Below are 12,742 nucleotides of genomic sequence, written 5' to 3' on the forward strand. Positions count from 1 at the left end.
GCCGCGGTGACAATGTCGTCGCCGTGTTGGACGCGACGTTCGGCGAGGAAAACGTTGACGCATTGCTGGGTCCGATCGCTGTCGCGCGAACGCAGCACGTCGGTCGTGTGTTGGCGTATTTGGGGGGCCGCCGACGGCCCATGACGGCCGACTGCTTCGGCGGCGTTCCGATCGCGGATGGTGTTCGTGCAGGTCGGGTCGCGTACCGGGCCGGTCGGTGCTTATGCTCGATCTCGGGAGTTTCGCCGAGCGAAGAGGTGCATCAGCATGGCCCGAAACAGTGGCAATCGGCCGGTCGGTGGCCCGGAGTTGACGGTCGGTGTCCAGGTGCTGGTCCGCAGGAGCGTCGAGGCCGATCTCACCGGTGAGGTGGTCGAGGACTATGCAGCGGTGACCGATCCTGGCGGTGTGGTGAGCACGCGTGGGCGCCGGTGCATCGGTGGGCGGTCGCGCTCGACGACGGTCGGCTGGTCTTTGCCGACACCGAAGACCTGACCATGGATCCGGGCTTCCACCGCTCCGCCCCGGACCCGAACCTGGGCCCGGATTCGGGCGTGCGGACGCCCGGCCGACACCGGGGAGAATGATCGGCGGCAGCCGCTTCGTGGCCGGTTCTGGGCGGCATCAGGCATCGGCACACGAATTGCCCTAGCAGTCAGTCGATTACATGTATGACGCGGATGAGGTCCTGAAGGGGTATGTCGACCCCGCCGCGCGGCATCTGCCGGGCATGCTGAGTCGAGGCATAGCCACACCGAATGTGTTCTGCGCTGTGGTGATGTTCGGAACTGACGTTTCAGGCTTACCGTGTCCGTTATGAGAGGTGAGGAGGCGCGTGGCCCGGGACTTCGCGGGGTGGTTGTCATCTCAGGGGGGATAGTCCGTACCGAGGTGGATTTCGTGGACATCGTTGCCGAGAAGGACGGCCGCCGGCTCTACGTCGAGGTCAAGGGTGCGACCGCCGCGCCGGGGTTGGATGTCGATACCGCGATCGGGCAGCTGGTGAGGCGGATGCCGAGCGAGGCGGATCAGTCGGTGTCGTTTGCGTTGGTCGTTCGTGACGAGCCGCGTTCGGTGGACGCGGCGGTGCGGGCACCTCAGCGGATTCTGGATCTGTTGGGGATGGCGCTGTATGGGGTTGATGAGGACGGTGGGGTGCGGCAGCTCTTCGGCCGCGCATGACGACTGTTCCCAGGACAGGCGGGGCCACCGGCCAGCGGGGTGGTCGGCAGCTCAGTCGGTGAAAGTCGTGCACTCAAACTCGGTTGGGCGCGGGTTCGCGCCCCGCCCGCCCCACCGCGTTCATCGCCTGGCCCCCGACCGGCCTGTGGAAGGACCGATGTCCGCCGCGCCGGCGGATCGAGTGTGTCCGAGGCGGTGACACACGGCGGTGGTGGACCCGTGGTCGGTAGGTTTCCCCGGAGGAGTGCACCGTTGCTGGTGTGGAGACATCCGAGACCTGCGGGTACTCGGATGTTCTCAAGCGCAGTCCCGGCAGATCCGCTGCGCAGTCGGCGAGTCGGCTGCGGTGATGGACGAGGAAGCAACTGGTGCAGGTGAATTCGTCTGCCTGCTTCGGGATGACGCGGACGGTGAGTTCTTCACCGGACAGGTCGGCGCCGGGCAGTTCGAAGGATTCGGCGGTGTCGGTGTCTTCGACGTCCACGACGGGGGACTGGGTGTCTTTCCGGCTGGCGGTGAGCTGTTCGAGGGAGGTGTCCGGCTCGTCGGATTCGGTGACTCTGGGGGCGTCGTAGTCGGTGGCCATGCCTGCTGCTTCCTCATGTTCTGGGTGTTCGGCTCCGCAAGATTAGAGGCACCCGGCTTGTGATGTGGGGGTGCCAGGCGATGTGGCCAGGAATGTGATCAGTTCGTGGATGGTGAGGCGAGGTGGCAGCCTTCGCGGAAGAAGCTGGTGGACAAGGCGATGCCTGCCCCTGAGGTCTGATTCGGCGGCAAGTTCGGGATCGGGTTCGGGTTCGGGTTGAAGTGTCCTCCGCGCGGCGGTCTGACGGTTCTCCAGGAATGCACTCTGCTTTCCGCGATTCTTGCAGTTGCTGAGGGGGACATCATGGCTGGCTCGGATGTAGGACTGCGTTCGCGATGGTTCGCGCGGCGCTCCTCCCCCCGAGATGGCCCGGGGGGAAGAGCAGTTGGGCTGGGTTAAGACAGCCCCAAACATTGTGCGGGGGTCGGTTCAGGAGGTCGATACTGGTGACGTGGATTCCGATCGCGCTCGGATTGGCGCTGTACTGGGATTGTTTTTGAGGGTTAGTGCGGCGACGAGTGATATTGCTGCGGCTGTGGTGATGTAGGCGGCCGGGATGACGGTGTTGCCGGTGGTTTGGACGAGCGCTTGGAGGATCAGGGGGGTGGAGCCGCCCATGAGGGAGATGATGACGCTGATGCCCATGGAAACACCGGTGTAGCGGACGGCGGTGGGGAACAGTTCAGCTGAGGTGACGCCTTGCACGGCGAGCAGCGGTGAGAGGAGGAGGGCGGCGATGACGCAGGCTGCTAAGGCGGGGCCGTATCCTCCACTGCTGGCGAGGAGGAAGACTGGGAAGGTCAGGAGGGTGACGCTCAGTGCGCCGCCGACGAGGAAGGGCTTGCGTCCGTAGGTGTCTGACAACCGTGCCCAGATCGGGACGAAGACTGCTGCGATGCTCAGGCCGATCAGCATGGCGGTGAACATCTGCTGTGAGGTGAGTCCGACGGTCTTCACTAGGTAGGACGGGAAGAATCCGACCAACATGTAGGTCGTGGTGGTGAGGCCGACGGTCAGACCACACACCTTCAGCAATGGTCGCCAGTGCAGCCTCAGCAGGTCCCTGAGGGGGCTCTTGGTGGTTGCGTCGGTGTGCGCGGCATGAGTGAACTCGGGGGATTCGGCTAGCTTGGTGCGCATGTAGAGCCCAACCAGGCCTAGGGGCAGGGCGATCAGGAACGGGATGCGCCATCCCCAGCTGTTGAGGGACTCCGGAGTGAGGAGGGCGCTTAATGTTGTTCCGATGAGGGCGGCGCAGATCTGGGCGAGGAGCTGGGTGAATCCGTTCCATCCTGAGTAGCGACCACGCTGTCCGGGGGGTGCGTACTCGGCAAGCGCCGTGACTGCTCCACCCATTTCGGCTCCGGCGAAGAAGCCTTGGGCTAGGCGCATGAGTAGCAGGAGTGCGGGAGCGAGGAGACCGATGGCGTGGTTGCCGGGGATCACGCCGATGAGAAACGTTGCAATCGACATTCCGACGATGGAGATGGAGAGTGCGCCGCGGCGCCCGACGCGGTCGCCGTAGCGGCCGAACAGGATGGCCCCGATCGGTCGGCTGACGAACGCGATCCCGAACAGCATGAACGTGGAGATGAGCGCCGTGCCTGCTGACTTGTCGGGGAAGAAGGTGGTAGAGATGCTGACGGCGAAGTAGCCGTAGAGGCCGAATTCGAACCACTCGATGAAGTTGCCCATCGCGATGGCTGCGACGGTCCGGGACCTTTGGCTGTCGATGTTCTGCGACCCTGAGGACATTGTCGCTCCTAGTTGAGGACGATTCGGGCATCCGCGACGAGGCCGCCGCGGTGGCTGTGGGTGACGATGATCGGGTTGAGGTCGACGTCGACGACGCGGTCGGCCAGGTCTGTGGTGAGCTGGCCCAGTCGCGACAACGTCAGGGCCAGACTGTCGATGTCGGCGCTGGGTCCGCCTCGGAAGGTGTCCAGGATCTTCGCGCCGGCCATGTGTGTCAGTGCCTCGCGAGCGGTGGCCTGGTCCAGTGGGGCGGCCACGACTTGGGGCTGACCGAGGAGTTCGACGAGGGTACCGCCGAGTCCGACCGCGACGGTGGCCCCGATCCCGGGTTCGACGCGGCTGCCCATGAACAATTCGATGCCCGCACTGAGGTAGGGGGCGATCTGGACGCCCGTGATGCGGGCGGTGGGGTGGGCTTCTCTGACGTTGCTGAGGATGCGATGGTAGGCGGTGCACAACTCGTCGACGGAGTTGATGTCCAGGATGACTCCTCCGACGTCGCTCTTGTGAGCGATGTCGGGGGATACCACCTTCGCGACTACCGGAAACTTCAGGTCAGGACGCTCCGGTATGGAGTCGGTCGTGAGGAGGTGGGTGCGCATGACCGGGAGGTCGTAGGCGGCGAGGATTGCCTCGGTCTCGACGGGGTCGAGGAGGCCGTGGCGGTCTCGAATCCGTTCACGGATCACGGCGGGGTTCGCAGTCGTGGCGGTGGCCGGGGGCGGCGTCCAGACCTGATTCGTCCGGCCGCGCCACCGCGACAGCCCACGAAGTGCGCACAGGGCTGGGCGCAGACCACCGAGAACCGGGACAGATCCCGCGAGCAACGGGTCGATGCTGTCACGGCATTCGTCAGCGGCGGCGTCGCTGTTGTGTGCGGCGGGTACAGGGATTTCGGAGACGATGACGACGGTTTCGTCAAGATCGGCGGCGGCGTCGACGACTGCTTGTGCCCAACTGTGTTCCAGTGCGTTCGCGAGACCGGTCCCGCTGAGGCTTTGCTGGACGAGCACGAGCCCGACGTGGGGATCGGCGGCCAGGATGCGCACGCACTCACCGAGGGTCTCGGTGCTGGGCTTCCCGTTGCGGAAGCCGGCGCCGACGTCGACAGGGTTGACGGCATGTGTCTCGGCGGGCAGGGCCAAGGCGGTGTTGAGTCGTTGCACGGTCTGAGGCGCAAGGGGTGGGATGTCGATGCCGAGACGCTCGGCGAGATCGACGACGACCGAGAGTTTGCCGCCTGACATGCCCGCGACCGCGATGCCGGGGTGAGTCGGGCCGCGCCGTCCGAGCGCGGTGAGGGCTCGGACGGTCTCGCGCAGTTCTTCGAAGTCGTCGACGGCGATGACGTTGAGCTGGTCGAACAACGCTCGGTAGGACGCCCCGGTGCCGACCATCGCGCCGGTGTGGCTGCCCGCTGCGGCGGCTCCCTTCTCCGAGGTCCCTGCTTTGAGTGCGACGATGGGTTTGCCCAGAGCGTTGGCGCGCCGCGCGAGATCGCGGAACTTGTCCGGCTGGCGCAGCGCCTCGACGAACAGGGCGATGACGGTGACGCCAGGATCTTGGACAAGGTGTTCGAGAATATCCTCGGCGGTGGTGACTGCCTCGTTTCCTGTCGAGACGGCACTGTGAAGGCCGACGCTCTGGCCGAGCTGCATCATGCTCACCGAGACCGAGCCGCTGCCCGCCAGCACGGCCAATCCGCCTCGGCGAATTCCGGGTGGGATGTCCGCTCCGTAGAGGGCGACGCGCCCACGGGAGTGGTACAGCCCAAGGCAATTCGGGCCGATCAGCGCGGCGCCGACCTCGGCGCAACGATCACGCAGTTCGTCCTGCCGGCTGATGCCCTCGGCGCCGGTCTCGCCGAAGCCACCGGCGTGGACGATGAACGACCGAACGCCGGCGGAGATCCCGTCGTCCAAGGCGCTCAGGACGTGTTGAGACGGTGTGTTGATCAAGCAGACATCGACCTTGTCCGGCAGGGACTGCATATCGGGATAGCACGGGTTGTCGAAGATCGAGTCATGCCGGGGGTTGACGAAGTAGATCTCCCCGCCGAACCCGAGGTGGGTGTTGTTGCGGCTCAAGCGTTGGGCGAAATTGAGCGGGCCGGGCCGAGCTGATGCGCCGACCACCGCGATCCGCCGCGGCGAACTGAAAGCTTCCCACTGTGCGGTGTCCATCCCGGTCCTCACGCGTTCACGCTCATCCCGTCCTGTCGCTGCTCCGGCTCCGGGGCTGGTGGAGCGTCCTTGGTGCGTGACCACGCCAGCGCCGCCCGCAACCCCTCGGTCTCGCGAATCTGCCGGAACCGGACGCGATCGGAAGTTTCAGTCAGCTTGCTGACCACGAAGTCACTGGTGAGCATGCTCTCAGCAACGCTCATCCCTTGAATATCGAGCACTCGACTCATGATTGTCTTCGTGTGACGGAAGGTCTCGGCCGGCACACGGCTCAGACGCTGCGCGAACTCGAACGCCTGGGTGTCGAGGTCTTCGTTGGGCACGACTTCGTTGATAAGGCCGATGCGCTCCGCATAGGCCGCACTGAAGTTCTCACCGAGTAGCTGTATCTCCTTCGCTTTGCGCAATGGCACGAAGTAGAGCAATCGCGGATGCGCTACGAGGGAGAATCGGACCTCCGGTTCGCCGAAGACCGCGTCCTCGGCCGCGATGATGAAGTCGCAGTAATTGGCCAGCTCGAATCCGCCGCCGAGACAGTAGCCCCGCACGGCCGCCACGATGGGCTTGGGTGAGTGGCCGATCGACGCCATCGCCGCGCGCTGGCGCTCCATTCCGTCCCACTGCGCCCATACCGAGTCCTGCACGGCCATGTCGTCGGAGGCGCCCAGGTCGAATCCTGCGCAGAAGTGATCGCCTTCCCCGCTCAGCACTATCGCGCCTACCTCGGGGTCGGCGTAGGCGGCTTCGAGTGCGTCGAAAAGCTCGCGGTAGACCGTCGGATCGAGCACGTTGAGCCGTTCGGGACGATTGAGGCTGAGGTGGGCGACTCGGTCATGCCTCGTGACGAGTATTTGGGACATGGTTTGTGCTCCTGTGACAGGTGCGGAAAGGACCACACTTTTGATTTTTGATCAACGAATGGGTGACGAAGTGTCTATTTTTTGATCAAAGATGATGTCCGGGTAAGGTAGCAATGTGACCGGAATCATGCAAGACCCAACCCCCATCGAGATCCAGACGGTCGAAGAAGCCGTGGTGAACGCCCTGCGCAACGAGATCGTCCAGCTGCGGCTCTCACCCGGAACGAGGTTGCGGATGGCCGGAATCGCCGAGTGGGCCGGCGTCAGCCTCACCCCGGCCCGTCAGGCGCTGCGGCGCCTGGAAGCGGAGGGGTTGGTCATTTCCCACGTACGCCTCGGCAGCAGAGTGGCTCCGCTGACCAGGGAAGACGGCGAGGTCGTGATGACAGTCTGCAACGCGCTGGAGCGGCGCTTGATCGCAATCGGCGTCCCGAAACTTACCGACGAGGATCTCGACGAGGTCGCACGGCTGTCGGAGTGGCGCGAGAACGCCGTCCAGTCCGGCGACGAGGAAGGCCTGATCAAGGCCTCCTTCCAGCTTCGTGACCTCGTCTACCAACGGGCCGACCGGCCACACCTCTACCGCGAAGCTATGGCATGGCGGCAGCGCCAGCAGCGATACCTCCGGTATGCGCGCCACGCCGTCACCGACAGTGGCGTCGAATTCGGACGCGAGTTCACTGCGTTCACGACAGCTTGCCTAGCTCGCGACTCGACGGCCGCCCAGGCCGCGCTACAACATATCGAAGAGCGCCTCCAACAGTGGTTGCAGGGCATGCTTGAAGTGAAGTCGGAGTAGCTGGCACTCGCTGCTCGTCTCGATCGCCCGCGGACAAGACCGCACGTAGCCGCTACTCGTCGCGATCGGGTTGCTCGGTTTGTGCGGTTGACCTGCGGTGATGGCACGTCCCAGGGTGGTTGTTGTCGGTGTGTGGGGCGCCGGCGAATTTGGGGTCCGGCGGTGGGCACGCTCGTCGGGCCACCCGGTCCCGCAGAGCGGTCACCACGGGAATGCAGACCAGGAGGCCGCTGACGTGAGTCTTGATCATGCTGTCGACGCGCACCCACTTCCCGCAGCGCAGGCCCGGGTGAGTGGCGTCGGGGCTCACTCAGACCGCGGGCTTCTGCCTTGCGTACCGGGTGGACACGCCACCGCGCTGTGCCCGATGCCGGTGTTGGGTTGATCGGGTTGGCGCGGTGGCGGGTCCGGCCACTGTCAGAAGGTGCTTGGCGTCACCGAGGCGTGATTGCGTTGGGGTGGAGGAGGAGTCGTTCGATTCGATAGTGGGTATGAACCGGCGGTCAGGTCGGTGTAGGCACTGGGGCGGCGGTCGCGGAAGAGGCCCCAGCTTGCTCGCTGGGTGCGCACCTTCTCCAGATCGAACTCGTGGAGAATGACTCCTTCGCTGTCGTTGCTCAGTTCCTCGACGACTTCTCCGCGTTGGTTGGTGATGAAGGATTGCCCGAAGAATTCGATGTGCGTGGTGCCCTGGGTCTCGACGCCGATTCGGTTGGCTGCGACGATCGGCATCATGTTGGCGGCTGCGTGTCCGCGTTGCACGGTCTGCCAGTGGGTGTGTCGCAGTTCGGTGTTCTGCAAGTCTCCCGCTTCGGTGGAGTAGTCACCGTGGTGGTCGTTCGGGGTGGGGCTTGATCCGATTGCGGTGGGGTAGAGCAGTAGTTCCGCTCCTTGTAACGCCATAATTCTCGCCGATTCGACGAACCACTGATCCCAGCAGATACCGACGCCGATGGTGGCGTAGCGCGTGCGCCACGCTCTCAGGCCTGTGTCGCCGGGATTGAAGTAGAACTTCTCGTGATATCCGGGGCCTTCCGGTATGTGCGTTTTCCGATATGTTCCGAGGATCGTGCCGTCTGCATCGATGATGGTGACGCTGTTGAAGTACTTCTGACCGTCGCGTTCGAATGTGCTCACCGGTAGAACGATCTGCAGTTCGTGGGCAAGGTCGCGGCCCAGTTGCACCGCGGGGTTCTCGTCGATGGGTGCGGCGAGTGAAAAGTACCCGTCGTCGAGGCTCTGGCAGAAGTAGGTCGTCTCGAATAACTCGGGGAGGGCGATGATCTGGGCGCCGGCGCCGGCGGCTTTGCGTACCAGGCGCTCGGCGGTGGCAAGATTATCGTGTAGGTCCCAGGTGCAGCCGAACTGGGTGGCGGCCACGGTCACTTGCCGTGGCTTCGTTTGCGGGGTGGGTCTCATGTGGATTGCCTTCTCGGTGCGGGTGTTAATGGGCTGGTGTGTGGGAATCGAGGTTCACCTCGGGGGCGGGGTGGATGTGGGGGTCCGGATCGGCGTCCGAAGCGTGCAGCCGGTCGAACAGCAGATCCACTCTCCGGCGTTCGGCGGTGCTCATCGGCGCCACGTAGGTCAGGGCGACGTAGACGGCGGCGTTGACGAGTAGTGCTGCGACACCGGAGGTGAGGCCTCCGAGCCAGGGGATCGAGATCGGGCAGAACACCTGGAGTGCACCTGCGGTCACGAAACCGCTGGTCATCGCGGCGACCGCTGCCGTGGCGGTGCCTCTTCTCCAGAAGATCCCGAGGAACAATGTCGGGGCGAGCTGGCAGATCCCCTGGTAGGAGATGAGGGCGAGGGTGATCAGTCCGGAGGAGGTGCCGACGGTGGCGAAGGCGCCGATGGCGGCAAGAAGTGTCAGCACTCCTACAGTGATGCGTCCGATCCGGGGGTCTGTGACTCGGACTCCCTTGGCTACCCCGATGATGTCGTTGGCGGTTTGGGTGCCCAGGGCCTGGAGGTTGGCGCCCACGTTGCCCATGGTGGCGGCGACCACGCAGATGCCCGCCAGGGTGATCAGGCCTACGCCCCCGATGCCGGCCGTGATGAACCACACGTCATCCGGTGCTTCGGTGACACCGGGAACGCTGGAGGCGGCGATCGCCATCAGCGTCAATGCGGCCCCGAAGATCAGCAGCACCGGCGCCGCTTGTACCGCCGAGCGTTTGATCGTCGCGACGCTTCGCGCCGTGAACAGCCGGACAAAGATGTCCGGCCAGCACCAACCTCCCAGCGCGCCAGTGAGAATCAGCGACGAGAGGTAGAGAGGTCCGAGCGAGCTTCCCGGCCCGGGGAGATCGAAGTGGTCCGGGGCGACGGCGTCGAAACCGTGCCCGTTGCTGACAAGCCAGGTGAGTAGGCCGAGGACGATGAGGGTCCCGATGAGGTAGGCGACGATGCCCTGCACCATGTCGCTGATGATCACCCCTCGCATGCCGAACCTGATCGTCCAGATCTGGCGCAGCCCGATCACCACGATGCCGATCAGCACAGCCGCGCTCGCTCCGACGTGCCCGAACGACAGATACTTGAAGACCAGAGCCAGTGACTGCATCCCGAGAACGATCCACGGAAACGATGCGGCGATTCCGATCAGGGCGGCAACTATCCGGACCGCGCGTGAGTTGTAACGGGCGCCGAGCAGGTCCGCCTGGGATCTCAGGTCGTACCGCTTACCCCAATCGTGGACGGGTTTGGCGAGGAAGAACATGAGCACGACCGCCAGCAGGGAGTAGATCATCGAGTAGAAGCCGATGACTCCGGCGCTCGCGGCGAGGCCGGCGAACGAGATGAACATCGTTCCGGGCAACCAGGTGTTGAGGAACGCCATCGTTCCGAAGAACGATCCGAAGGATCGCCCGGCCGTCGCGTACTCACTGAACGTTGCATCCTTGCGTTTGGTGAGCTCCAAGGCCGTCACGACGACAACGAAGAAGACGGCGATGCCTCCGTATCCGATGAGCATGTTCATCAATGATCGCCCCCGCCTGCCGAGTCGAGTGCGGTCATCACGAACAGGCTCAGCGTGATGAACACACCGGCTGCGAGGAAATATCCGATCGAGACCACGGCGGTGCCGTTGCCGGCCAGCCAATGCAGCGGCGGTGCCAGCCCAACGGCGAAGTCGAGCGCCAGGAGGCCCAGTATCAGGGGGGATTGCGACCTTCTCGCGGACGGTCGAGCTGAATGTGACATGTGCAAACTCCGTGGTAGGGCCCTCAGGGGCATCTGCCGGAACGTTCCGGCACATTTTTATCGTCACGTAACCCCGGTCACATGTCAAGGCGTGTTGTCGAAGTTCCCAAACCGGAACCTCAGTACGATTGCGGCATGCCGGCAGTGACGATCATCGACCTGGCTCGCGAACTCGGACTGTCGAAGACGACGGTCTCCGACGCGTTGATCGGATCCGGTCGGGTGTCGGAGGCCACGCGTCAGCGGGTGATGACGGCCGCGCAGTCGATGGGATACGTGTCGAATCGCGCCGCCCGGTCATTGCGTCGGCGAACGACCGGCGCGTTCGGTTTGTACATCCCCTCGGAGGTCCGAGGGCTGTCCTTCTACATGCACTTCGCTTTCGGAGCAGCGGACGCAGCGGCGTCCGTCGGACGAGATCTCACGCTCCATACGCGAACATCCGAACACTTCCAGGTCGACGGCGCAATCGTCATCGATGCTCTCGACGACGACCCGGTAGTCGACAGGATGCTGCGGGCCGCGATCCCGATCGTCTTCGCCGGACGGAGCGGCCCCCTTCCACTGCCCGCGCAACCGGTGGGAACGATCGAGATCGACCATCGCGCCGTCGTCGACTTTGTTCTCGAGCACCTCAAATCAACAGGTACGCGCCGTCCGGGCTACGTCGGCCTGGAATCACTACGCGGCCCCCATTGGGCCGCCGACTCGAAGAGCAGCTTCGAAGAGTGGTGCCTCCGTGAGGGCATCGAGCCACACATGCTCCTCTTACCCGCAGACCCCAACGAGGACGAACTGTTCGCTGCTCTCAAGAAATTGACTGGTGAATACGCCGTCGACGCAATCGTGTTCGGCCCCCAAGGATTGGCCGGGCGCGCCCTCCCGATGCTGCACTCGCTCGGGAAGACTCCCGACGTCCACAGCGAGCACGGTTTTCGCGTGGCCTCCCTGGCTGGCGACCCCGTCAGTGAGTTGGGAAGTTCTCAGATCTTCGCAGTAGATCTTGCCCCGCGAAGTTTCGGCCACGAGGCCATGGACTTCCTCGTTGAAGTGTCCACTGCACCTCCATCCGAACCACTGCACCGTTTTCATGCGGCGAACTTGCATCGAGCTGTCGATGCCTCTGATGCGCAACCGAGTTGAGGGCTGTCCGCCTGATCCTCACTGAGAGGCCGCGGAGACGCGTATGCACCCCATTAGACTCTCACGGGGGTCCTGCGCGGGGGCCAGTACTATTTCGAGGTTCCGCGACCGAAGGTATATTCGCACAACACCCGACAATATTCGGCGTTGGGTCCCATAGCTATTCGGGTTGTTCGGTGTTGAGGGCGTTGGTGGTGCGGTCGCGGACCGGACCTCGACGCCGGCGGCCCCGGAGCGGCAGCACCGACCTCATGGGGTGTCACCATCCCGGCACTTCACAGCAAACTCGAGGACGCTGACGACAGCGGCAGGAGGGTGGGGGCGTCCTCGCCGAGGTGGGCGATCGCGGCACGGCGGGGCCCGCGCGTGCGGACGGCGCGGGTGATGTGCAGCCACGGACTCGGCCCGTGGAAGGTGGTCCCTACCCGGACACGGTAGCGGGTATGAACACCCGGCTCGGTGTAATCGATATTGACCTCAGGCAGTCTGGCGGGCCCTCTGCTACATCGTGTTGGGGTGGGGTGTTTCCCTCCCTGGGGTGGGCGAACGGACCCCTGGGGTTGCTTCGGTTCGGGCGTTGGAGTGGGCAGAGTTGTATCTGTCACCGACGCACTTCCCCGACATCCTCAGGAGCGAATGAATGATCAACGCCCGCCGAACCTTTACCGCCATCGCCTTCACTGCCTTTACGGTCCTGAGTGCGGCCGGGGCAGCGTCCGTCGCTCAGGCCGAGCCGATCGGCCCGAACGGTCCCACCGGTGGTCCGTGCCCGATCGTGAACACGGACTCGAACGGAAATGAGACGGTGACATACGGCAAGCCCGGCGACCGCAATGGCGCCCTGGTGTGCGGTGCGGACGGCGAATGGACGGTCGGCAAGACCAAGGCCAACCCCGGGCAGATCCAAATCCAGCCCGGACTCTCCCGCGGGTAACCGACAGCAGCCTCCGCCATCCCCTCTCGGGGGGGGTGAGTGCCCCGCATCGATGCCGATGCGGGGCACGTCCGGTTCCGGGCCGGTGCG

General features: G+C 64.5%; 10 protein-coding genes and 2 pseudogenes. 5 read left to right on the forward strand and 7 right to left on the reverse strand.

Annotated elements, in window-relative coordinates:
* Window positions 1-267 precede the first annotated feature (267 nt).
* A pseudogene (locus CJ177_RS34335) lies at window positions 268-587 on the forward strand (hypothetical protein).
* Between the two features lie 313 nt (window positions 588-900).
* The gene (locus tag CJ177_RS34340; RefSeq protein ID WP_257014817.1) at window positions 901-1,182 is read left to right on the forward strand and encodes a hypothetical protein; all 282 of its coding nucleotides are present in this window, start codon (window positions 901-903) and stop codon (window positions 1,180-1,182) included.
* Between the two features lie 297 nt (window positions 1,183-1,479).
* Here the strand turns inward: CJ177_RS34340 and CJ177_RS48675 are convergent.
* From CJ177_RS48675 to CJ177_RS34360, 4 genes and pseudogenes are all read right to left on the reverse strand, one after another.
* Window positions 1,480-1,768 (reverse strand): annotated as a pseudogene (locus tag CJ177_RS48675) (DUF4193 domain-containing protein).
* Between the two features lie 429 nt (window positions 1,769-2,197).
* Entirely contained in the window at window positions 2,198-3,523 is a 1,326-nt protein-coding gene (locus CJ177_RS34350) for an MFS transporter (RefSeq protein WP_095869743.1), read from the reverse strand.
* An 8-nt stretch (window positions 3,524-3,531) separates the two neighbouring features.
* Window positions 3,532-5,706 carry an acetate--CoA ligase family protein gene (locus tag CJ177_RS34355; protein WP_095869744.1) on the reverse strand — a complete coding sequence of 725 codons (2,175 nt, stop codon included), beginning with the start codon at window positions 5,704-5,706 and terminating at the stop codon, window positions 3,532-3,534.
* A gap of 8 nt (window positions 5,707-5,714) precedes the next feature.
* On the reverse strand, window positions 5,715-6,566 hold the full coding sequence (locus CJ177_RS34360) for an enoyl-CoA hydratase/isomerase family protein (RefSeq protein WP_095869745.1): 852 nt from the start codon (window positions 6,564-6,566) through the stop codon (window positions 5,715-5,717).
* Window positions 6,567-6,693: 127 nt separating this feature from the next.
* Here CJ177_RS34360 and CJ177_RS34365 point away from each other — a divergent pair, with 127 nt between their 5' ends.
* On the forward strand, window positions 6,694-7,365 hold the full coding sequence (locus CJ177_RS34365) for a GntR family transcriptional regulator (protein ID WP_095869746.1): 672 nt from the start codon (window positions 6,694-6,696) through the stop codon (window positions 7,363-7,365).
* Window positions 7,366-7,782: 417 nt separating this feature from the next.
* Here the strand turns inward: CJ177_RS34365 and CJ177_RS34370 are convergent, their stop codons facing one another.
* Genes CJ177_RS34370 through CJ177_RS34380 form a run of 3 tightly spaced genes read right to left on the reverse strand, consistent with a single transcriptional unit; the run spans window position 7,783 to window position 10,575 of the window.
* Complete coding sequence (locus tag CJ177_RS34370; RefSeq protein ID WP_095869747.1) at window positions 7,783-8,784, reverse strand: carbon-nitrogen hydrolase; 1,002 nt, start codon at window positions 8,782-8,784, stop codon at window positions 7,783-7,785.
* 25 nt (window positions 8,785-8,809) lie between these two features.
* The gene (locus CJ177_RS34375) at window positions 8,810-10,351 is read right to left on the reverse strand and encodes a sodium:solute symporter (protein WP_257014818.1); all 1,542 of its coding nucleotides are present in this window, start codon (window positions 10,349-10,351) and stop codon (window positions 8,810-8,812) included.
* On the reverse strand, window positions 10,351-10,575 hold the full coding sequence (locus tag CJ177_RS34380) for a hypothetical protein (protein ID WP_095869748.1): 225 nt from the start codon (window positions 10,573-10,575) through the stop codon (window positions 10,351-10,353). The genes CJ177_RS34375 and CJ177_RS34380 overlap by 1 nt, the downstream gene beginning before the upstream one ends.
* A 135-nt stretch (window positions 10,576-10,710) precedes the next feature.
* Here CJ177_RS34380 and CJ177_RS34385 point away from each other — a divergent pair, with 135 nt between their 5' ends.
* A complete protein-coding gene (locus CJ177_RS34385) occupies window positions 10,711-11,718 on the forward strand; it encodes a LacI family DNA-binding transcriptional regulator (RefSeq protein WP_179443358.1) in 1,008 nt (335 codons plus the stop codon).
* Window positions 11,719-12,358: 640 nt separating this feature from the next.
* Window positions 12,359-12,652 (forward strand): hypothetical protein, encoded by a 294-nt coding sequence (locus CJ177_RS34395; RefSeq protein WP_054713554.1) that lies wholly within the window; start codon window positions 12,359-12,361, stop codon window positions 12,650-12,652.
* Window positions 12,653-12,742: the final 90 nt, after the last annotated feature.

Origin of the sequence: Rhodococcus sp. ACPA1, from assembly GCF_002300195.1 — a bacterium.
GTDB classification, from domain to species: domain Bacteria; phylum Actinomycetota; class Actinomycetes; order Mycobacteriales; family Mycobacteriaceae; genus Rhodococcus_F; species Rhodococcus_F opacus.